At 66.5% G+C, this 19686-nt stretch carries 22 protein-coding genes, 4 tRNA genes and 1 rRNA gene; 26 read left to right on the plus strand and 1 reads right to left on the minus strand.

Features of this window, described 5'->3' with window-relative positions; translation table 11 throughout:
- Positions 1–118 precede the first annotated feature (118 nt).
- The 15 genes from rimP to murI all read left to right on the plus strand — a co-directional run bounded on the left by rimP (position 119) and on the right by murI (position 13896).
- Entirely contained in the window at positions 119–580 is a 462-nt protein-coding gene (rimP, locus tag VGQ44_19900; GenBank protein HEV8449106.1) for a ribosome maturation factor RimP, read from the plus strand.
- Between the two features lie 63 nt (positions 581–643).
- The gene (gene nusA, locus VGQ44_19905) at positions 644–1996 is read left to right on the plus strand and encodes a transcription termination factor NusA (protein HEV8449107.1); all 1353 of its coding nucleotides are present in this window, start codon (positions 644–646) and stop codon (positions 1994–1996) included.
- A complete protein-coding gene (locus tag VGQ44_19910) occupies positions 1993–2343 on the plus strand; it encodes a ribosomal L7Ae/L30e/S12e/Gadd45 family protein (GenBank protein ID HEV8449108.1) in 351 nt (116 codons plus the stop codon). The genes nusA and VGQ44_19910 overlap by 4 nt, the downstream gene beginning before the upstream one ends.
- Positions 2340–5093: a translation initiation factor IF-2 gene (gene infB, locus VGQ44_19915; protein HEV8449109.1), complete on the plus strand. Its 2754-nt coding sequence runs from the start codon at positions 2340–2342 to the stop codon at positions 5091–5093. The genes VGQ44_19910 and infB overlap by 4 nt, the downstream gene beginning before the upstream one ends.
- 17 nt (positions 5094–5110) lie before the next feature.
- Positions 5111–5500, plus strand: coding sequence for a 30S ribosome-binding factor RbfA (gene rbfA, locus VGQ44_19920; GenBank protein HEV8449110.1), 390 nt, complete (start codon positions 5111–5113; stop codon positions 5498–5500).
- The gene (truB, locus tag VGQ44_19925; protein HEV8449111.1) at positions 5481–6353 is read left to right on the plus strand and encodes a tRNA pseudouridine(55) synthase TruB; all 873 of its coding nucleotides are present in this window, start codon (positions 5481–5483) and stop codon (positions 6351–6353) included. The genes rbfA and truB overlap by 20 nt, the downstream gene beginning before the upstream one ends.
- Before the next feature lie 13 nt (positions 6354–6366).
- Positions 6367–7302 carry a bifunctional riboflavin kinase/FAD synthetase gene (locus VGQ44_19930; GenBank protein ID HEV8449112.1) on the plus strand — a complete coding sequence of 312 codons (936 nt, stop codon included), beginning with the start codon at positions 6367–6369 and terminating at the stop codon, positions 7300–7302.
- Positions 7303–7354: 52 nt separating this feature from the next.
- Entirely contained in the window at positions 7355–9085 is a 1731-nt protein-coding gene (gene secD / locus VGQ44_19935) for a protein translocase subunit SecD (GenBank protein ID HEV8449113.1), read from the plus strand.
- Positions 9086–9094: 9 nt separating this feature from the next.
- A complete protein-coding gene (secF, locus tag VGQ44_19940; protein HEV8449114.1) occupies positions 9095–10108 on the plus strand; it encodes a protein translocase subunit SecF in 1014 nt (337 codons plus the stop codon).
- 43 nt (positions 10109–10151) lie between these two features.
- Positions 10152–10946 (plus strand): TatD family hydrolase, encoded by a 795-nt coding sequence (locus tag VGQ44_19945; GenBank protein HEV8449115.1) that lies wholly within the window; start codon positions 10152–10154, stop codon positions 10944–10946.
- On the plus strand, positions 10943–11326 hold the full coding sequence (locus tag VGQ44_19950) for a Rid family detoxifying hydrolase (GenBank protein ID HEV8449116.1): 384 nt from the start codon (positions 10943–10945) through the stop codon (positions 11324–11326). The genes VGQ44_19945 and VGQ44_19950 overlap by 4 nt, the downstream gene beginning before the upstream one ends.
- Positions 11323–12354 carry a selenide, water dikinase SelD gene (gene selD, locus VGQ44_19955; protein ID HEV8449117.1) on the plus strand — a complete coding sequence of 344 codons (1032 nt, stop codon included), beginning with the start codon at positions 11323–11325 and terminating at the stop codon, positions 12352–12354. Before VGQ44_19950 ends, selD begins: the two co-directional genes overlap by 4 nt.
- Before the next feature lie 20 nt (positions 12355–12374).
- Positions 12375–12473 (plus strand) — tRNA-Sec (locus tag VGQ44_19960).
- Between the two features lie 47 nt (positions 12474–12520).
- Positions 12521–13093, plus strand: a complete 573-nt coding sequence (locus VGQ44_19965; GenBank protein HEV8449118.1) for a hypothetical protein — start codon at positions 12521–12523, stop codon at positions 13091–13093.
- Complete coding sequence (gene murI, locus VGQ44_19970) at positions 13093–13896, plus strand: glutamate racemase (protein HEV8449119.1); 804 nt, start codon at positions 13093–13095, stop codon at positions 13894–13896. Before VGQ44_19965 ends, murI begins: the two co-directional genes overlap by 1 nt.
- On the opposite strand, the gene VGQ44_19975 is transcribed toward murI, so the two are convergent.
- Entirely contained in the window at positions 13831–14634 is an 804-nt protein-coding gene (locus tag VGQ44_19975) for a UDP-2,3-diacylglucosamine diphosphatase (protein HEV8449120.1), read from the minus strand. The two genes, murI and VGQ44_19975, sit on opposite strands and share 66 nt — an antisense overlap.
- A 42-nt stretch (positions 14635–14676) precedes the next feature.
- On the opposite strand from VGQ44_19975, the gene VGQ44_19980 reads away from it, so the two are divergent.
- The 11 genes from VGQ44_19980 to VGQ44_20030 form a co-directional block, all read left to right on the plus strand.
- A complete protein-coding gene (locus VGQ44_19980) occupies positions 14677–15204 on the plus strand; it encodes a thioesterase family protein (GenBank protein HEV8449121.1) in 528 nt (175 codons plus the stop codon).
- A 107-nt stretch (positions 15205–15311) separates the two neighbouring features.
- Positions 15312–15869: a hypothetical protein gene (locus tag VGQ44_19985; GenBank protein HEV8449122.1), complete on the plus strand. Its 558-nt coding sequence runs from the start codon at positions 15312–15314 to the stop codon at positions 15867–15869.
- A 7-nt stretch (positions 15870–15876) separates the two neighbouring features.
- On the plus strand, positions 15877–16338 hold the full coding sequence (gene lptE, locus VGQ44_19990) for an LPS assembly lipoprotein LptE (protein ID HEV8449123.1): 462 nt from the start codon (positions 15877–15879) through the stop codon (positions 16336–16338).
- Positions 16335–16685 (plus strand): hypothetical protein, encoded by a 351-nt coding sequence (locus VGQ44_19995; GenBank protein ID HEV8449124.1) that lies wholly within the window; start codon positions 16335–16337, stop codon positions 16683–16685. The genes lptE and VGQ44_19995 overlap by 4 nt, the downstream gene beginning before the upstream one ends.
- Positions 16682–17170 carry a D-glycero-beta-D-manno-heptose 1-phosphate adenylyltransferase gene (gene rfaE2 / locus VGQ44_20000; protein HEV8449125.1) on the plus strand — a complete coding sequence of 163 codons (489 nt, stop codon included), beginning with the start codon at positions 16682–16684 and terminating at the stop codon, positions 17168–17170. The genes VGQ44_19995 and rfaE2 overlap by 4 nt, the downstream gene beginning before the upstream one ends.
- Positions 17160–17933, plus strand: coding sequence for a ribonuclease PH (gene rph / locus VGQ44_20005; GenBank protein ID HEV8449126.1), 774 nt, complete (start codon positions 17160–17162; stop codon positions 17931–17933). The genes rfaE2 and rph overlap by 11 nt, the downstream gene beginning before the upstream one ends.
- Before the next feature lie 3 nt (positions 17934–17936).
- A complete protein-coding gene (locus VGQ44_20010) occupies positions 17937–18590 on the plus strand; it encodes a non-canonical purine NTP pyrophosphatase (GenBank protein HEV8449127.1) in 654 nt (217 codons plus the stop codon).
- Positions 18591–18625: 35 nt separating this feature from the next.
- Positions 18626–18699, plus strand: a tRNA-Pro gene (locus VGQ44_20015).
- Between the two features lie 51 nt (positions 18700–18750).
- Positions 18751–18827: transfer RNA gene (locus tag VGQ44_20020), tRNA-Arg, on the plus strand.
- Between the two features lie 58 nt (positions 18828–18885).
- Positions 18886–18958: transfer RNA gene (locus VGQ44_20025), tRNA-Lys, on the plus strand.
- A 587-nt stretch (positions 18959–19545) separates the two neighbouring features.
- Positions 19546–19686, plus strand: a 16S ribosomal RNA gene (locus tag VGQ44_20030); the annotation flags it as partial.

Raw genomic sequence — 19686 nt, forward strand, 5'->3', positions numbered from 1 at the left:
TTCCCGCGCCTCATTTTCGCCATTACATTGGTTCTGCTGCGCGGTCCACGTGGCCGCGAGTGAAATGTGGGGGAGGCTCCCCACATTTTTTTGTTCTTGACGACTTCCTCGACTCGATGTGAAGGACGCGCTGGAAGACGTTGTGGCGCAGGAGCTTGATGCGGTCGGCTACGACCTCGTCGAGCTTCGGCGTGGTGGAACGCGGAGTCGGCCGTTGATCGAGGTTCGCATCGATCGGCGCGACGGGGCCGCGGTGACGATCGACGATTGTGCGGTTGCGTCGCGGGCGTTGGAAGCGCGGCTCGACGGGAGCGGGATCGTCGCGCCGCAGTACGTGTTGCAAGTGTCGTCGCCGGGCGAACGCCGGTTGCAAACCAGCGCCGACTGGCGGCGGTTCGTCGGGCAGTGGGCCAACGTGCTGAGCCCGGAGCACGGTGGTCGTGTCGAAGGAAGAATCATGACGGTCGACGAAGACGCGGGGTCAGCGGGAGAGACCGTTGTCCTCGAGCTCGAGAACGGAACGGCTCGGCGCATTCCGTTGGCTGCAATCAAGGAGGCGCGGCTGGCGTTTCATCTGTAATTCGATGGTGCACGGTACCCGTCGGCGCTCGTCGCCGTGGGAGACATTCACGAGGAGTCCTGGATGGTCAGCTCGACGGAAATCTTGTCCGCGTTTCGCGAAGTATCGAACACCAAGCAGCTCGATCGCGCGGAACTGTACGCGTTGCTCCAGGACGGAATCCTCGCCGCCCTCGCCAAGAAGTACGGCCCAAACGTTCACGCCGAGGTCGAGATCGACGACGGCAAGGGCGACATCAGGATCGTGCTCCTGAAAACCGTCGTTGAAGCGGTCGAAGACTCGAGCAACCAAATCTCCCTGGAAGACGCCAAGGCGTTCGACCAGAGCTTCGAGCCCGGCGACGTCATGGAAGAGCCCATCGACTTCGCCGTTTTCGGCCGCGCCGCCGTGCAGGCGGCCAAGCAGCGCATCATCCAGCGCGTCCGCGAGGGTGAGCGCACGCGCATCCGCGACGAGTTTGCGACCCGTGTGGGCGATCTGCTGTCCGGCGAGATCCAACAGATCGAGCGCGGCAAGCTCGTCGTCATGCTGAACAAGTTCCGCGAAGCGGAAGCGATCATTCCGTACCGCGAGCAGAATCACCGCGAGCACTTCCACCAGGGCGAACCGATTCGCGCGGTGCTCAAGCGCGTCGAAGAGACGCCCAAGGGGCCGCGCCTCGTGCTGAGCCGCGGAGACCCGCTCTTCGTGAAGGCGCTGTTCAAGCTCGAGGTGCCCGAGATTCAGCAGAACATCGTGGAAATCCGGGCTGCTGCCCGCGAAGTGGGCAGCAGGACAAAAATCGCGGTGTTCTCGCGTGACGATTCCATCGATCCGGTGGGCGCATGCGTCGGCCTCAAGGGCTCGCGCGTGCAGGCCGTGGTCAACGAGCTGAATGGCGAACGGATCGACATCGTGCCGTGGTCCCCGGACCCGGAACGCTTCGCCAAGCTGGCGCTCGCTCCGGCCAAGGTCGCGCGCGTCTTCAGCGACCCGAGCACGAAGACGATCCAGGCCGTCGTCGACGAAGACCAGCTGTCGCTCGCCATAGGCCGCAACGGCCAGAACGTTCGACTCGCGTCCGAGCTCACCGGATGGAAGATCGACCTCTACTCCAGCCGTGAGTGGCTGGAGCGCGGCGGCGAAGGCCAGATCTTCGCTCCGCTGCCGGGCGAGACGGAGGAAATGGCCGACGTTCGGTTGACCGACATCGCGGGGATGCCGCCGGCGACGGTCGCCGTCCTCGCCGAGGCCGGCTATCGCACGCTCAACGACATCATCGACCTCGAGCGCGAGGACTTTCTCAAGCTCCCCGGCATCGCGCCGGAAGAGGCCGATCGCATCATGGCGCTCATCGACGAGCTCACGACCGAAGACGGAGAATCCCGCGGCGATGAAGCGGGCGGAACAGGAGGAGAAGGGAACACGGCTGCGTGACCGCTGACGCCGAGATCGCGACGCGGGTTTTCCGCCTGCTGGGGCTCGGCGTACGCAGTCGCGGGGCCATTGTTGGAGTCAAACAAGTACGTGAAGCCGCGAGGCGAAACACGTTGATTTTCGCGGTGGTAGCAAGTGACGCCTCGGCCAACAGCAGAGACAAGATCGTCCCGCTGCTGCAGGCTCGGCGAGTTAACTTTATGGAAGTACCTTCCGCTGCGGCGCTTGGCGCCGCCGTCGGCCGGGATCAGACGGCCGTCGTTGGCATCATTGATCGGCAGTTGGCTGCCGGCGTTCGGGCGTTGGCTTCGGCCGGCGCGCCCCGAACCGGTCAGGAGGATGTTTGAGCAAGCTTTCGGTTGGCGAGTTGGCGAATGAGTTCGGAATGCCGTCTGAGGAAGTGGCCTCGCTACTTCGTCAGATGGACATTCCATTTCGCAGCCACGTGAGCATGCTCACGGACGACCAGGTCGCGCGCGTCCGAGCTCGGTGGGAGCGCGAAAAACGCGTGCGCGCCGAACAGAAGGCCGCGCCCGCCCCGGCCGCTCGGCGCCGCCGCACGACGGCCGCCGTGCCAGAACCCGCTCCGATTCCGGCCGCCGCCGAAGCGCCCATTCGTCGCCGACGAAAAGCCGCCGACGTACAAGCCGCCGCCGAGGAGCAAGCGGCCGCCGTCGCCGCGGCGCACGCCGCGGCCGAGGCGCGTGAACTGGCCGCCGCCGAAGCCGCGCGCCTCGAGGCGGAACGCGCCGAGATCGTGCGCGCCGAAGAGGAGCGTCGCGCGCGTGAGGAAGCCGCCGCCGCGGAGATGGAAGAGCGCGAGGAGCGCGAAGCGGAAATCGCGCGCCCCGCCGCGACCGATGGCGCTCGTGTGAGCGCGACCGCGGCGCCCAGCACGCCGGTGTCCGACCGTCCGCGTCCTCGTCCCATCACACCGGGCGCACCGCGTCCGCGTCCAGTCGCCAGCAGCGGCGGCTTCCCGCCGCGGCCGATTGCGTCGGCGGCGCCCGGGGGGGGCGCAGCACCGCCGCGTCGTGACGACAAGCGTCCCGGCATGGGTGGGGGCCCGGGCGGCGGTGGCGGCCAGGGAATGGGTGGTGGTCCGAGTGCCGGCGGCGGAGTCATCGACCGCGGCGGCGGCCGCCGCAAAAAAGGAAAGCGCGGCGCGGTCGACCAGGAAGCGGTGGATGCGAACATCGCGAAGACGATGGCGTCGATGCGTGGCGCGCCGACGCGGCGCACCGCGAGCGATCTCCGTCGCGGCTCGCGCGAAGAGCTCGAGGCGGCGCGCGCCGCCCAGGCCGAGCGCGAGCGCAAGACCGTCCGCGTCAACGAATTCATCACGGTGAGCGAGCTCGCTCAGATCCTGAAGGTGCCCGCGACGCAGATCGTCGCGTTCGCGTTCAAGGAGATGGGCCTGATGGTGACGATCAACCAGCGGCTCGACTTCGATCAGATCGAGTTGATCGCCGGCGAGTTCGGCTTCCAGGCGGTTCGCGAAAGCGAGTACCAGGCCGAGGAGGCGGGCATCGCCGCCGAAGCCGATCAGCCCGAGGAGTTGGTCTCGCGTCCGCCGGTCGTGACGATCATGGGCCACGTCGACCACGGGAAGACGTCGCTGCTCGACTACATCCGCAAGGCGAACGTCGTCGCGGGCGAAGCGGGCGGCATCACGCAGCACATCGGCGCCTACCACGTCTCACTGCCCAGCGGCAAGAACATCACGTTCCTCGACACGCCGGGTCACGAAGCGTTCACCGCCATGCGCGCCCGCGGCGCCCAGGTGACGGACATCGTGGTCCTGGTCGTTGCCGCCGACGACTCGGTCATGCCGCAGACGATCGAGGCGATCTCGCACGCGAAGAACGCTGGCGTACCGCTCATCGTCGCGATCAACAAGATCGATCTGCCGCAGGCGAACCCGGGCAAGGTGAAGCAGGAGCTGCTCCAGCACGGCGTCGTGCTCGAGGAGTTCGGCGGCAACACGCTCTCGACCGAAATCTCGGCCAAGAAGGGGACGAACGTCGGCTCCCTGCTCGACCAGATCCTGCTCCAGGCGGAAATTCTCGACCTCAAGGCGAATCCGAACCGACGCGCGTCAGGAACCGTCGTCGAGGCCTCCCTCGATCCCGGCAAGGGTCCGGTCGCCACGGTGCTCGTGCAGAACGGCATGCTCAAGGTCGGCGACGACTTCATCTGCGGCATGTACTCCGGGCGCGTGCGAAACCTGTTCGACGAGCGCGGCAAGGCGGTCAAACAGGCCGGCCCCGCGATTCCGGTGCAGATCCTCGGGTTCCAGGGCGTTCCGATGGCGGGCGATCAGTTGCTCGTCGTCGAGGATGCGGCGTCGGCGCGCGAGGTCGCGCAACGCCGCGAGCGCCTCGACCGCGAAGCCAAGAGCCGCCGCGGCAACCGCGCCGGAGTCACGCTCGAAGATTTCATGGCCCAGTCGGCGTTGGGCGGTACGCGCACGCTCAACATCCTGATCAAGGCCGACCAAGGTGGACCGGCGGAAGCGCTGGCCGACTCGCTCACCGGTCTCTCGACCGCCGAGGTCAAGGTCGACGTCATCCATCGCGGCGTCGGCGCGATCACGGAGAGCGACATCCTGCTCGCCAAGACCGCGGCGGCGATCATCATCGGCTTCCACGTACGCCCGGACAACAACGCGCGCACCGCGGCCGAGCGCGAAGGCGTCGAGATCAAGCTGTACCGCATCATCTACGAGGCGGTGGCCGACGTCCGCTCCGCCATGGAAGGCATGCTCCGGCCCGAGGAGCGCGAGGTCGTCCTCGGCGAAGCCACCGTGCGCGAGGTGTTCAAGATCTCGCGCATCGGCACCATCGCCGGCTGTGCCGTTCGCAGCGGCGTGATCAACCGCCAAGGTCGCGTGCGCGTCGTGCGTGACGGCGTCGAGGTGTTCGACGGCACGATCGCGTCGCTCAAGCGCTTCAAGGACGACGTTCGCGAAGTACGCGAAGGGTTCGAGTGCGGCATCGGGGTCGAGAACTTCAACGACATCAAGGTCGGCGACGTCATCGAGTGCTACCGCAAGGAACAGGTCGCGCGGACGCTCGAAGGCTCCGCGTCGGCCTGATTTCCGGGAGTGCACGCGTGGCCGCCGACCACCGCCGCGCCGATCGCGTGGCCGCAGCGATCCGCGAGGAAGTTGCAACCTTCCTCGCCGAGGAGGCGAAGGATCCGCGCATCACGCGCCTTGTGACCGTGACGGGGGCGCAGGTCACTCGCGACCTGCGCCACGCCAAAGTGTTCGTGAGCGTGATGGGGTCCGACGCCGACCGCAAAGCGACGTTCGAGGGGCTGGCGAGCGTCGCGACGCATCTGCGCGCCCGCGTGGGACGCGCCCTGCGCTTGCGCCTCGCGCCCGAGATCGTGTTCCTCCCGGACGAAAGCGTCGAGCGGGCCGCGCGAATCGAGTCGTTGCTTTCGCAGATCAAAGATGGAAAGACGCCCCCGGCACCCGATGGAGACACGGACGACTGACGTCGCCGGGCTCGCGTTGGTCGACAAGCCCGCGGGCATGACCTCGCACGACGTGGTCGCGGTCGTTCGCCGAGCGACCGGCGCGAAGCGCGCGGGACACGCCGGCACGCTCGACCCCTTCGCCACGGGACTGCTCGTCGTGCTACTCGGCCGCGCAACCCGGCTCATTCCGCACATCCAGGGTGAACCCAAGGTCTACGACGCCACGATTCGGTTTGGCGAAGAGACCGACACCGACGACGCGACCGGTATCGCCGTGCGTCGAGCCGACGTTCCCGATGATTCCGCCATCGCGCGCGGCGTCGAGCATCTGACCGGCGACATTGCGCAAATGCCGCCGGCCTACTCGGCAAAGAGCGTCGACGGCGTGCGCGCCTACGCGGCCGCGCGCCGCGGCGCGCCGCTCGAGCTTGCACCCGTTCGCGTCGTCGTACACGAGTGGCAACTCGGTGCTCTCTCCGGAAACGACCTGAACGCGCGAATCACGTGTGGCGGGGGAACGTACGTTCGCGCGCTGGCCCGCGACCTCGGCCGCGCCACGGGCAGCGCGGCGCACCTCGTCGCGTTGCGGCGTGTTCGCAGCGGTGCGTTTTCCGTCGAAGACGCACACTCGCTCGACGAGTACGGCGATCACGCCGCCGCGCTTCGACCTCCACTCGACGCGGTGTCGCACCTTCCGGTGCAGCAGTTGACCGAAACCGAGCTCGCGCGGGTCGCGCACGGCAACCCGGTCGCCGTGCGCACCGGCGGTCGGACGGTTTCGCTAGTCGACGAAACCGGCGCGCTCGTCGCCATCGCCGAACGTCATGACGACACGCTCCAGCCGAAGACGGTGATTCGCGATGCCGGATGAAGGCGCGCGTGTCGTGAGCCCCGGACAAGAGGCGGGCGGTTTTCCGCAGCTACTCGATGGCGCCGTCGTCACCGTCGGCACGTTCGACGGCGTGCACCTCGGGCACCGCGACATTCTCCGCCGGCTGCACGAACACGCGGCGGAGACCTCGTGCCCGCCGCTGCTCGTGACGTTTCGCCCTCACCCGCTCGAGGTCGTCAACCCGTCGGCCGCGCCGATGTTGCTGACGCCCGGCGTCGAGCAGCTCGACGCGCTCGCCGACAGTGGTCCGCTGCTCGTCGCCGCTCTCCCGTTCACTCCGTCGCTCGCCGCGTACTCGGCCGAGTCGTTCGTCCGCGACCTGCTCGTTCGGCGATATCGGGTCCGCCGGCTGGTAATCGGCTACGACCACGGGCTCGGGCGGGGTCGGAGCGGTGATGCCCGCTTCCTCGCCCAGATCGGCGCCGAGATCGGGTTCGACGTCGACGTCGTCGCGCCGACCGTCGACTCGCGCGGTGTGCCGGTTTCTTCGAGCGCGGTCCGAACGGCGGTGGCGCACGGCGACCTCTCCCACGCTCGGGCGGCTTTGGGCCGCCACTACAGCTTCCGCGGTGTGGTCGTTCCGGGCCAGCAACGTGGGCGGGACATCGGCTATCCGACGCTCAATCTGGAGCTGGGTTCGTCGCGCAAACTTCTCCCTCCGGCCGGGGTATACGCCGTCTGCGCCCAGACGGCGCGCGGGTCCTTCGGCGGGATGATGAACCTCGGTCCACGCCCGACGTTCGGGGAGTTCGATCGAACGCTCGAAGTACATCTTTTCGACGTGTCAGGCGACTGGTATGGAGAATCGGTGAGCGTCGAGCTCGTCGAGCGGCTTCGCGACACGACGAAGTTCGAGTCGATCGACGCTCTGGTGAGCCAACTCGGCCGAGACGCCGATATGGCCCGCCGCGCGTTGACGCAAGCGTAAGGGCCAGTTAACGTTAAAGGTTCCGCACACCAACCTTCCACCCGCGGTTCGTATGCCCCTGAAGTATCGCATCCTCATCATCGTCGGGCTCTGTCTCGCCTCGATTTATCTGTTGTTCCCTCGCGACGTTACGACGCGCTATCGCGGCGCCGACGGCGTTCTCCGCGTCGACACCAGTCGACACGTTCCGCTGCGACGGGGGCTCGACCTGCAGGGCGGCATGTACCTCGCGCTCGAGGTCGACGACTCGAAGCAGGCCATCGCTCCGGCGGACAAGAAGGAAGCGATCAATCGCGCGCTCAAGACGGTGCGCTCGCGCATCGACGGATTCGGCGTTTCCGAACCTGTCGTGCAGACGCAGGGCGACGATCGGATCGTCGTTCAGCTTCCGGGCATTCAAGATCGCGAGCGAGCAGAGCGCTTGATGCAAGATCAGGCGTTCCTGCAATTCAAGATCACGGACAAGACGCAGGCGCTCGAACGCGCTTTGCCGAAGCTCGATCAGGTCATCAAGCAGCGCGGTCTGAGCCGAAAGGTTGATACGACTTCGAAGGGCCAGGCAGCCACGAAGGGACTTCAAGGTCTGCTGACCCAAGCCGACACAGGGCTTCGAGGCAAGCTGTCGCCGGCGACCCCGGCCAAGAAGGGGGATACGTCCAAGAAAGTCGTCGCCGCCAAGAAAGACACCGCCAAGAGCGATACGGCGAACGCGGATTCGCTCAAGCTACAGGCCGGCGGCGCGTTCTCGAGCCTCCTGCAGCAAGGCGACACGCCCGGCGGCTTCTTCGTCGCGAGCGAGAACGTCCCGACCCTCGACGCATATCTGGCGGATTCGGTCGTTCATGCCGCGCTCCCGCCGGGCAAGGAATTCCTTCCGGGCACCGATTCGCAGAACCTCGGCGGCAAGGTTTACAAGGCCTACTATCTGGTCGACGCCAAGCCGATCATCACCGGCGACTACCTCAAGGACGCGCGCCCAAATCAGCAGGCGCTCGAGGGAACGGTCGTCGAGTTCACGTTGAGCAACGAAGGTGGCCGTCGCTTCCGCAATGAGACGGGCAAGCACATCGGCGACTACATGGCGATCATCCTCGACGATCGCGTCCAGGGTCGGCCGCCGGTGATTCAGAGCGCGATTTCGACGCGTGGGCAGATCACGATGGGCGGCAAGTCTCTCGCCGACGCCCAGGACCTGGCGCTCGTCTTGCGAGCCGGTGCATTGCCGGTTCCGCTTCGCGTCGCCGAAGTGCGTAGCATCGGACCGAGCCTCGGTCAGGATTCGATCAACAAAGGATTGCGCGCCTCGCTGATCGCGGTGGCGCTCGTCGTGATCATCATGCTCGTGTACTACCGCTTTTCCGGATTCCTCGCCGTCGCCGCGCTCGCGCTGTACGTGCTCTACACGCTGGCTGCGCTCGCTGGCTTCGACGCCGTGCTGACGCTGCCGGGAATCGCGGGGTTCGTACTCTCGATCGGCATCGCGGTGGACGCCAACGTGCTGATCTTCGAGCGCATTCGAGAGGAGCTCGCGCGAGGAAAGACGGTCCGGACCGCCATCGACGAGGGCTTCCGCCACGCCATGCCGGCGATCGTCGACTCGAACGTGTCCACGATCCTCACCGCCGCGGTACTCTACCAGTACGGCACCGGGCCCGTGAAGGGCTTCGCCGTGACGCTCATCGCGGGCATCGCCGCTTCGCTGTTCACGTCGATCTTCGTCGTGCGCACCTTCTACATCATCTGGCTCAACCGCTCCCGCGGCGCCCAGGCACTGAGCATCTAAGGGTCTTCCATGCTTCGCATTCTTCACGACACCAATTTCGATTTCATCAAGCACTGGAAGACGGCCGCGATCGGCACCGTCGCGTTCATCGCCCTCGGTCTCGTGCTGCTCGTCGTTCACGCGGCTCGCCACAACGGCAACGCGTTGAACCAGAGCATCGAATTCACGGGCGGCACCGTGGTCCAGCTTCAGTTCCAGCAGGACGCGCCGACGGACGTCGTTCGCTCCGCCGTGGACGCCGCGGGCTTCAGCGGCTCCGAGGTCACCACCTTCGGGGACGTGCGCAACTATCTCATCAAAGTCCCGCCGGTCGAGGGCATGGCGGCCGCCGCGAACGCAGACAGCGTCGGCGCGCACATCGTGAATGTCCTCAAGCAGCGAGTTCCAGGGAACCCGGCGCGCGTCGAACAGGCGCAGTCGGTCGGCCCGCGTGTCGGCGCGGAGCTCAAGACGAAGGCGATCACGGCGATCCTGCTCTCGTTCCTCGTGACGCTGATCTACCTCGCGATCCGGTTCGAGTGGCGGTTCGGCGTCGCGGCGACGATCGCCACGGCCCACGATATCCTCACCACGATGGCGTTCCTGGCCATGATGCGCCTCGAGATCTCGCTCACGGTCGTCGCCGCGATCCTGACGGTGATCGGCTACTCGCTCAATGACACGATCATCATCTTCGACCGCGTCCGCGAGAATCTGAAAAAGCAGCGCAAGGAAACGTTGCGCGAGGTGCTGAATAGGTCGATCAACGAGACGCTCCCGCGCTCGGTGCTGACGCATGCCACGGTGTTCGCGGCGACGCTGTCGCTGCTCGTCTTCGCCGGCGAAGTGATCCGTCCGTTCTCATGGATCATGGCGTTCGGCGTCTTCACCGGAACGTTCAGCTCGATTTACGTCGCCGGCGCGATCCTGCTCTACATCGAGCACCGCTGGCCCCGTACGCCGGCGCCTCACGAGAAGGGAACGGCCCGAGCGCTCGCCGAAGAGCGACGGCGCGAACGGCCGGCGCCCGTCGGCACGCGATGACGATCTCTCCGAACCGCCGCCTCGCGCGGCGGTTCGTGCTTTCATGACCGCGTTTCTCGACAGCCACGCCCATCTCGCGGATCCGGCGTTCGACGCCGACCGCGACATGGTGATCGAGAATGCGCGCGCCGCGGGCGCGGTCGGCGTCGTTTGCATCGGGGAATCGGTCGCTGCCGGCGAACGCGCCGCGGCGCTGGCCGAACGGCACCGCGGGTTCGTCTGGTTCACCGCCGGCGTCCACCCGCACGACGCGGCGGATTTCGACGAGCCGCGCGACGCCGCCGCCATCAGAGAACTCGCAACACGCGGGTCGGTCGCGATCGGCGAGTGCGGCCTCGACTACCACTACGACCATTCGCCGCGCCCGATGCAGCGTCGCGCCTTCGCCGCGCAGTTGGCGATCGCGCGCGAGCTCGACCGGCCGGTCGTCGTGCACACGCGCGAAGCGGAAGATGACACGCGCGCCATGATCGTCGAGGCGGGAGCGGCCGGCGTGCGCGGCGTGCTTCATTGCTTCACCGGCAGCGTCGCGCTGGCCGAGGCGGCGCTCTCGGTGGGCTGGTACGTTTCGTTCAGCGGCATCGTGACCTTCAAGAAGTGGGAGGGGGACGAGGTCATTCGGCTGGTGCCGGCGGATCGGCTCCTCGTCGAGTCGGATTCGCCGTACCTCGCGCCCGTCCCGAACCGCGGTCGGCGAAACGAGCCGGCGTGGGTTAGCTTGACCGTCGCGCGCGTCGCGAACGTCCGCGGCGTCGAGTCCGTGACGCTCGGCGCCGAGACGTCGCGCAATGCCGCGCGCTTGTTCGGACTATCAATTTCTTCGGAGAATCTGTCGTGAGCGTGAAGACCGTGCACACGAACGCCGCGCCGGCGGCGATCGGGCCATACTCGCAGGGCATCGTCGCCAACGGGTTTCTGTTCACCGCCGGCCAGATCGCGATCGATCCCGCGACTGGACAGATCGTGACGGGGGACGTCGCTAAGCAGACCGAGCGCGTCATGGCGAATCTCGCGGCCGTGCTCGCTACGGTGAACGCGACCTGGGCCGACGTCGTGAAGACCACGGTCTTCTTGCACGACATGGGCGATTTTCCCGTCGTGAACGAAGTCTACGGCAAGGCCCTCGGCGAAGCGCGTCCCGCCCGCTCGACCGTGCAGGTGTCGGCATTGCCGCGGGGCGTGCTCGTCGAAATCGACGCGGTGGTCGCCGTTCCATGATCGCCGAAGAGACCGCCCGGCTCACCACGTTCGCGCGATGCGCCGGATGCGCGGCGAAACTCGGACACCTCGATCTTTCGCAGGCGCTCGCCGGCGTCCCGGTAAGGTCGGACCCGCGTCTGCTGGTCGGACGCGAGACCTTCGACGACGCCGGCGTATTTCAGGTGTCCGAAGATCTGGCCCTGGTGCAGACCGTCGATTTCTTCGCGCCGATCGTCGACGACCCATATTCGTTCGGCCAGGTCGCAGCGGCCAACGCGCTGTCGGACGTGTACGCGATGGGAGGGGAGCCGTTGACCGCGCTCAACATCGTCGGCTTTCCGGCGAATCGGCTGCCGCTCGAGGTGCTCACCGAACTCCTCCGCGGGGGCCAGGACAAGGTTCACGAGGCCGGAGCGCTCGTCGTCGGCGGACACACGATCATCGACGACGAGTTGAAGTTCGGTCTGTCGGTCACGGGCCGCGTCGATCCCAAGAAGATGCTGAGCAACGCGAACGCCAAGGTCGGCGACCATCTGGTCCTCACCAAGCCGCTCGGCACGGCGATTCTCGCCACGGCGGCCAAGCGAGGCGATCTCGGAGCGAGCGAAACGAAAGGGCTGATCGATTCGATGACGAAGCTGAATGCGTCGGCAAGCCGCGGCGCCGTCGCCGTCGGCGCCCGCTGCGCGACGGACATCACCGGCTTCGGTCTGCTGGGCCACGCCAGCCACATCGCCGAAGCGAGCCATGTCTCGATCGTCATCGACGCGGACAAGCTTCCGGTGCTTCCCGGCGCCCGCGACGCCTGGGATCGTGGCGTGACGACGGGCGGATCCGAGCGGAACGAACGTTATTTGGAGGAGCGTGTAGACTGGCGGACCTCCTCGTCGTTCCTGCGCGCGTTGGCGATGGATCCACAAACGTCGGGCGGTCTGCTCGTCGCCGTGCCGGCCGACAAGGTCGGACAATACCTTTCGCTGGTTTCGGAAGGGATCGAGATCGGCGTGGTTGTCGACCGGCACACGCACGGTCTCGTGTTCGCGTGACGCTTGGAGAAACGTCGAGGGGGAGTGGAGGGGGCCTGGTGGCTCTCGCGGTCTTCAAAACCGTTTGCGACCTGACCTTTGTCGGGTTGGGTGGGTTCGATTCCCATGCACTCCCGCCAAGCGCGCTTCGTCGATTGCCGCCGTCATCATGATGCCATCGTTATCGATGTCTAATCTTCGGCGCGGCCTGGCCGCCGCCGCCATCGCTGCGATCGCGCTTCCGTCGCGCGCCACCGGGCAGCGCACCGACACGATTCCGCGCGAGCCGATCCGGCCGCTGTCGACCGTCCCGCCCGATTCGCTGCATCCGCCGATCAGCGCGCGCCGAGCGTTCTTCTACTCGTTTCTCGTCCCGGGCTCCGGTCAGTCGATCCTCGGCCGCCACAAAGCCGCGGCCGCGTTCATGTTCGTCGAGGCGGTCTGTATCGCGATGATCCGCGAATCGGGCGCCGACGTGCACGAGGCACGCCGCGCCGCCAACGACACGCTGATCATCTCGTACGTCGATGCGGCGGGAAATCCCGCCGTCACGACCGCGCCGCCGCGCTTCGGCGACAATGAGATTCACACGCGCGAGGCGCACGTCGAGGACTGGGCCGCGCTCCTCGTCGGCAACCACCTCTTCGCGGGCGCCGACGCGTTCGTCGCGTCGCACCTGTGGGACGTTCCGATCCACGTCGGCATGCGCGTGGCGCCGGGCGGCCGCGGTCTGGCGCTCGCCGTCGCGATTCAGCGCTGATGTCCAGCTCTCGTCCGATCGGCGTCTTCGATTCGGGCATCGGCGGACTCACCGTCGTGCACGAGCTCATCCACCAGCTGCCGCACGAGAGCATCGTCTACTTCGGCGACACCGCGCGCGTGCCCTACGGACCAAAGAGTCCGGACACGGTGCGACGCTACAGTCGCGAGATTGCGTCCTTTCTCACCGAGCAAGACGTCAAGGCGATCGTCATTGCCTGCAACACTGCCACGGCGCATGCGCTCGGCACTCTGAGGGCCGAATTGTCGTTGCCGGTGGTGGGAGTCGTCGAGCCCGGTGCTCGCGCGGCCGTCGCCGCGACGCGCGCCGGCCGCATCGGTGTCATCGGGACCGCCGGCACGATCCGATCCGGCGCGTACGAGCGGGCGATCTGCGCGCTCCTTCCGACCGCGCAGGTCACGGCCCGCGCCTGCCCGCTCTTCGTTCCGCTCGTCGAGGAGGGCTGGGTCGACCACGAAGCCACGCGCCTCGTCGCGCGCGAGTACCTCGAACCCTTGGTGGCCGCCGGCGTGGATACGCTGGTTCTTGGTTGCACGCACTATCCGCTGCTGAAGCCTCTTTTGAGGACTGTGATGGGTCCCGAGGTCCGGCTGATCGACAGCGCCGAGGAAACGGCGGCGGAGGCGGCGCGCACGTTGGCCGGAAAAAGTCTTTCCGCTCCGGACGCGTCGGCGCCGGCGTATCGCTTCGTTGCCTCCGACGACCCCGACCAGTTCCTACGCGTCGGCCAGCGGTTTCTTGGCGGCGCGGTGGAGAACGTCGAGATCCGCACTCTCGGCTGACGGCTCGCCGCGTGCGCCGCTTTCCCAGCGACGCAGCACGATCTCGTCGGGCGTGATCCGGAGAAAGGTCGGCGCGTCGAGCCACGACCCGGCGTTCGCGTAGGCCGCGCCGCCGGTCAATCGCTCGAGGGTAGGGACGTGCGAGTGGCCGAACAACACGAGGTCGATCGCCGGATTCGCCACCGCCACGCGTTCGGCGGCCACGCGCAATCCGCGACCGTGGTCGCGCGCCGCGTAGTTGCGGCTTGCGCTCGAGCTGCCCGACGCGAGAGGCGTCGCGAGATCGGGGTGCAACCAGCGAAACGACCGGATCGCCCACGAATTCCGAAGCACGCGGCGTAGCGCGCGGTACCGCCGGTCCTCGCGAGGGCGGAGCCCGTCTCCGTGCTCGATGTGGGTACGCCAGCCGGCCACGTCTTCGACGAGCGGGCCGAATCGGTAGTCGACCCCGACATCCTGTCGCAGGACGTCACCTCCCCAACAGTCGTGGTTGCCGGCGATCATCAACACCTGCACGCCCGCATCGACCACGTCGCCCAGCGCGGCCACCGTCCGAAACGCGCCGCGAGGAATGACCGTGCGCCACTCGAACCAGAACTCGAAGAGGTCGCCGTTCACGATCAACGAACCGGCGTGGGTCGCGACATGCCGGAGGAAGCCGATCACAGCGCGCTCGACGTCAGCGCCGGCGAAGCCCAAATGAGCGTCGGAGAAGACGTAGCAAGGCGCTTTCAGCACGCGCGAATTTTACCTGCGCCGCGCTCGCTTTACAAACAAACCATGCCCGACGATCTTCGCGACGTGACCAACGAGGCCGCGGCTCCCCGCGTCGTGACTCCTCCGGCGGGCGCCCTGCCGCCGCACGACATCCAGTTTCGCGTGCGCTACGCCGAAACCGACCAGATGGGTGTCGTCTATCACACGAACTATCTGATCTGGTGCGAGGTCGGGCGTACTGACTTCATCCGTGCGCGCGGAATGAGCTACGCCGACATCGAACGATCCGGCGTCGGTCTTGCTGTGTCTGACCTGAAGGCGCGATTCCACGGCGCGGCACGCTACGACGACCTGGTTCGAGTACGCACGACTCTGGCTGACCTGCGGTCGCGAAGCATCACCTTCGACTACGTGATCACCAACGCGGAAACCAACGAGCGGCTCGTGAGCGCGAGCACCACGCTCGTCTCGATCGACAAGAGCGGACGTCTCGTCGCCATCCCATCCACCGTGCGCGGCTTGTTCCAGCCCCTCCCCCTGCCTCAGGCTCATCCACACACTCACACGCAGACGCCGCCGGAGAATCGCTGATGGCTCGACGCGCCACGCGTGCCGGTCGCGCGGGCTTTCTCGCGTGCGCCGCCGTCGCGATGGCCGCCTGTCGGCCCCCGCGACTCACGCCGTTGACGGGCGATTTGGTGGCACCGACACGGCTGCCGCGCGCCGCGATGGCGCCCGGGCACCACCGCATTGTGTTCAACTGGGAAGTCAGCCAGTACACGATGTCGACGAAGGGGGAGGGAGCCGCCCGCGTGGCGTCCCCGGACAGCGCGCGCCTCGACTTCTTCTTGAATGGCGGGATCTACGCCGGGGCGGTCGTCCTGGTGGGCGACTCGCTAAGAACTCCACCCACCGGCGACTCGCCGGCCGGGCTTATTCCGTCGTCAACCCTGCTTTGGGCGGCTTTGGGGCGTGTTGCGTTGCCAAATCTCCCCGATACCGTCATTCGTGTTGAGGGTGTGACCCTTCGGGCCGACATCGGGCGTCCGGTCGCCTGGCGGCTCAGCTTTCACGGCGACTCACTGTTTCGCGTCGAACGCGTTCAGGGTGACCGTGTAGCAGAGTGGGTCGATCGCAGTGACCCCTCTCATATCAAATATCGGAATGAAGGCGCGCGGCGGACAGTACAACTTACGATTACGAAATCGGAAGACGGCGGCGAATTCGATGCGGCGATTTGGCGGTTCGATCGGTAGTCTCACGTTGCTCCTCCTGTCCGGCTGCCTTTACAGCCTGGCGGGCGGGGGATTGCCGCCGAACATCCACACGATGGCGATCTCCGCGTTCGACAATCAGACCGCGTCGCCGGATGTCACCAAGGAGCTGTACGACCGGATGCACGAGGAGCTGCAGCACAAGCTCGGCGTGCGCGACGCGCCGGCCGAACGCGCCGACGCGCTGGTGAAGGGCGCGATCCAGACATACGACGCCGACGTTCCCGTGGGCTTCAGCGCCAACCCGCAACAGGCGCTCAGCGCCCGGCGGCATCTGAAGATCACGATCGAGATCGACATCGTCGATCAGTCCAATGGCCATTTGTTGTTCACGAACAAGGCGCTCACCGGCGAAGCTGACTACAACGAGCGCGCCGAGGCGGAAGGACGCCGCCAGGCGATCGCCAAACTGGTCCAGCAGATCGTGGACGGAGTGCAAAGCAATTGGTGACGACGCGGCGTGGCGCCAGCTCGATCGGCTGCCTGTTCAGCCTCCTTCTTCTCGCCGCGGTGGTGTATTTCGGCGTGAACGTGGGTGAGGCGTACTGGCGCTTCTATCAGTTCCGCGACGACATCCAGCAGGAAGTCCGTTTCGCCGGCCAACGGACCAATGACGCGATCGTGACGCGGCTTCGCGCCGCCGCCGATTCGCTGGGACTCCCGGAAGCGGCGGGGCACGTGATCGTTCGCCGTGTGCGCGGCGTGATCTCGGTCGAGTCGTTCTACGACGAGCCGGTCGAGCTGCCGGGCCACGTTCGCGAGCTCCACTTCCATCCCCGCGCCGAAGGACCGCTTTGAGCGACGCCGCCGACCCACGTGAGAAGATCCTCACCTGGGATCGCGCGCGGATGTGGCGGGCTGGGCGGACGGGAGAGGGGCGCGTCGTTTTCACCAACGGCGTCTTCGATCTCCTGCATACCGGGCACCTCGACGTCCTGCTCGCCGCGCGCCGCGCGGGAGACTTTCTCGTCGTCGGCGTGAACAGCGATTCCTCGGTGCGACGGCTCAAGGGGACATCGCGCCCCGTGCGCGATCAGGCGGCGCGCTGTTATGTTCTGGCCGCGCTGGCGATGGTCGACGCCGTCGTCGTCTTCGATCAGGACACGCCGCTGGAGTTGATCCGCGCGCTGCGTCCTGACGTGCTCGTGAAAGGCGGCGACTACACCGAAGCGACGATGGTCGGCGCAAACGAGCTGCGGGATTGGGGCGGCGAGGTCGTGGTCGTGCCGCTCACCCCTGGCCATTCGACGACCTCCACGATCGAGCGACTGCGTGGCTCCTGAAGTTCACATAATTCGTACACATCGCCGCGACGATGAAATGCGTCCCGTGACGCTCGAGCGCGGCATTGCCCCGTACGCCGAAGGCTCCTGCCTCGTCTCGTTCGGTTCCACACGCGTGCTGTGCACCGCCTCGGTCGAAGACGGCGTTCCGGGATGGAAGCGCGGCAGCGGCGAAGGGTGGATCACCGCCGAATACGCCATGCTGCCGCGCGCCACGCGGACGCGGACGTCGCGCGAACGATCGCAGGTCGGGGGCCGCACGCAGGAGATCCAACGCCTCATCGGCCGTAGCGTGCGCGCGATGCTCGACAACTTTCAGTTCGGCGAGTTCACGATCAAGCTCGATTGCGACGTGCTGCTCGCCGACGGCGGTACGCGGACAGCCTCGATCACCGGGGCGTGCGTCGCGGTGAGCGATGCCTTCTCCTGGCTGCTCGCCACTGGGCGCTTGCGACAGACTCCGATCAAGCGGCGCGTCTCGGCGGTGAGCGTCGGCGTCATCGGCACGACGCCGCGTCTCGACCTCGATTACGAGGAGGACGTTCGCGCGGCGGTCGACATGAACGTCGTGATGAGCAGCGAAGGGCGTTTCGTCGAAGTGCAAGGCACCGGCGAACACGGCACCTTCGACCGTGCCGAACTGGATCGATTGCTCGAGCTGGCGGTGAAGGGACTTCGCGAGTTGGACGCCGCGCAGGGGCACGCGCTGGCGCTCGAGCTCACGCGTTCGAACTGGGAAGCCGGAGCAGGGGCGGAGGCTTAGGCGGTGGACACCGTGCTGCTGCTCGCGACGCGCAGCATGGGCAAGCTCCGCGAGCTCCTTCCGATGTGCGCGGCCCGCGGCATCGACGCGCTCGGACTCGACGCGGCCGGGATCGTCGAGTCCCGCGTCGAAGACGAGCTTGAGATGCTCGACACGTTCGAGGGAAACGCGTTGGCGAAGGCTCGGCATTTCCACGCGCAGACCGGGCTGCCGACGGCCGCGGACGACTCGGGTCTCGTCGTGCCGGCGTTGGGCGGTTTGCCCGGCGTGCAGAGCAAGCGGTGGAGTGGGCGCTCGGATCTCACTGGACGCGCGCTCGACGACGAAAACAACCGGCTGTTGCTGGAACGCCTCGAGGAGGGGGGGGTGGAGGATCGGCGGGCCTACTACGTGTGTGCCGCCGCGTACATCGATTCCGGCGGCGAGGTCGTGCGCCGCGGCGAGGTGCAGGGACGCATCATCGACGCGCCGCGTGGCGGCCAGGGCTTCGGGTACGACCCCTATTTTGCCGCCGACGAGCTTGGCGGACGAACGTTCGGCGAGGCGAGCCGAGAGGAGAAGGAGACGATCAGCCATCGGGCTCGCGCCTTCAGCGAGTTGCTGAGCGCGATCGCCGCGCGTCCCGATCTCGCGCGGAAGTCGGTACGTCACAGTTGATTCCGCCTTTCGCTGTCGGTACATTGCGAGGCTCGCGGGGCGTAGCGTAGCCTGGTATCGCGCCTGCTTTGGGAGCAGGAGGTCCCCGGTTCAAATCCGGGCGCCCCGACCTGCGTGGGAATGGAGAAGCGGCACGATCGCGTGGCACCATTGGTGAGAAGCGCCAGTAGCTCAGATGGATAGAGCAACAGCCTTCTAAGCTGTGGGTCGGGGGTTCGATTCCCTCCTGGCGCGCCACACGACCAGCCGACCGGATGCGGACGCGTGCGTAGACGAGTGAGCCCTCGAGAGGGGGGGGCCGTTAGCTCAATTGGCAGAGCAAGCGACTCTTAATCGCTAGGTTGTAGGTTCGATTCCTACACGGCCCATTGCGGTCGGCCGATGAATGGCCGGCCGTTGTTGTGAGTAGCAGTCGAGAAGGAACCTCGGCGACAGTGCGGGGTTCTTTGGCGAGCGCCTTTTGCGAGCAGGTCCGAGCGTTGTTCGAGGCTCGGGTGATCGCGGCGAGAGATGCTCGAGAAGGTCAGGGAGACGCGCGGAAGGCCTCTGAAATAGGGGTTGTTTCGGCGGCGATCCGTAGGTAGAATCAAGGCCCGCCGAGAACCTGGGAGAACGCGTCGCACGAGTCCGTCAGGATGCCGTGCGAGTGGCGCCGGGAGAGTGCAGAGGCGGGGTAGAAACCCTCGAAAATTTTGGCTTTCGCGCTTGACGCAAGCGTTACGCGCGGATACAATTGAAGGCTGTCGCGGTTTGCGACAGGTTTATTGCAATCGCTGATTGATAATCGAACGTGGGAAGAACGGATGTGCGAGGCGAACTCGTTAATCCTTGGTGCTCGTTCGGGGCCCAAGGGGAGAGTTCAAACCTGAACATTTCGTGATTCGGACGCGCTGTCTTCGCTTAAGCGAAAGCGACAGCGTGAGACAGCGGAGTCTGAACGAGCTAGTCAAATACTCTTGTGGAGAGTTTGATCCTGGCTCAGGACGAACGCTGGCGGCGTGCTTAACACATGCAAGTCACGGGGGCCCGCAAGGGCAACCGGCGAACGGGTGCGTAACACGTGAGCAATCTGCCGATTTCTGGGGGATAGCCGGCC

The organism is Gemmatimonadaceae bacterium (assembly GCA_036003045.1).
In the GTDB taxonomy this organism is placed as follows: domain Bacteria; phylum Gemmatimonadota; class Gemmatimonadetes; order Gemmatimonadales; family Gemmatimonadaceae; genus JAQBQB01.

Bases quoted from the DNA above. Each gene is read 5' to 3' on its own strand.
- selD (HEV8449117.1), top strand. From the start codon at position 11,323: ATGATCGCCGAAGAGACCGCCCGGCTCACCACGTTCGCGCGATGCGCC.
- truB (HEV8449111.1), top strand. From the start codon at position 5,481: ATGGAGACACGGACGACTGACGTCGCCGGGCTCGCGTTGGTCGACAAG.
- murI (HEV8449119.1), top strand. From the start codon at position 13,093: ATGTCCAGCTCTCGTCCGATCGGCGTCTTCGATTCGGGCATCGGCGGA.
- VGQ44_19980 (HEV8449121.1), top strand. From the start codon at position 14,677: ATGCCCGACGATCTTCGCGACGTGACCAACGAGGCCGCGGCTCCCCGC.
- nusA (HEV8449107.1), top strand. From the start codon at position 644: ATGGTCAGCTCGACGGAAATCTTGTCCGCGTTTCGCGAAGTATCGAAC.
- VGQ44_19945 (HEV8449115.1), top strand. From the start codon at position 10,152: ATGACCGCGTTTCTCGACAGCCACGCCCATCTCGCGGATCCGGCGTTC.
- secD (HEV8449113.1), top strand. From the start codon at position 7,355: ATGCCCCTGAAGTATCGCATCCTCATCATCGTCGGGCTCTGTCTCGCC.
- secF (HEV8449114.1), top strand. From the start codon at position 9,095: ATGCTTCGCATTCTTCACGACACCAATTTCGATTTCATCAAGCACTGG.
- VGQ44_19965 (HEV8449118.1), top strand. From the start codon at position 12,521: ATGTCTAATCTTCGGCGCGGCCTGGCCGCCGCCGCCATCGCTGCGATC.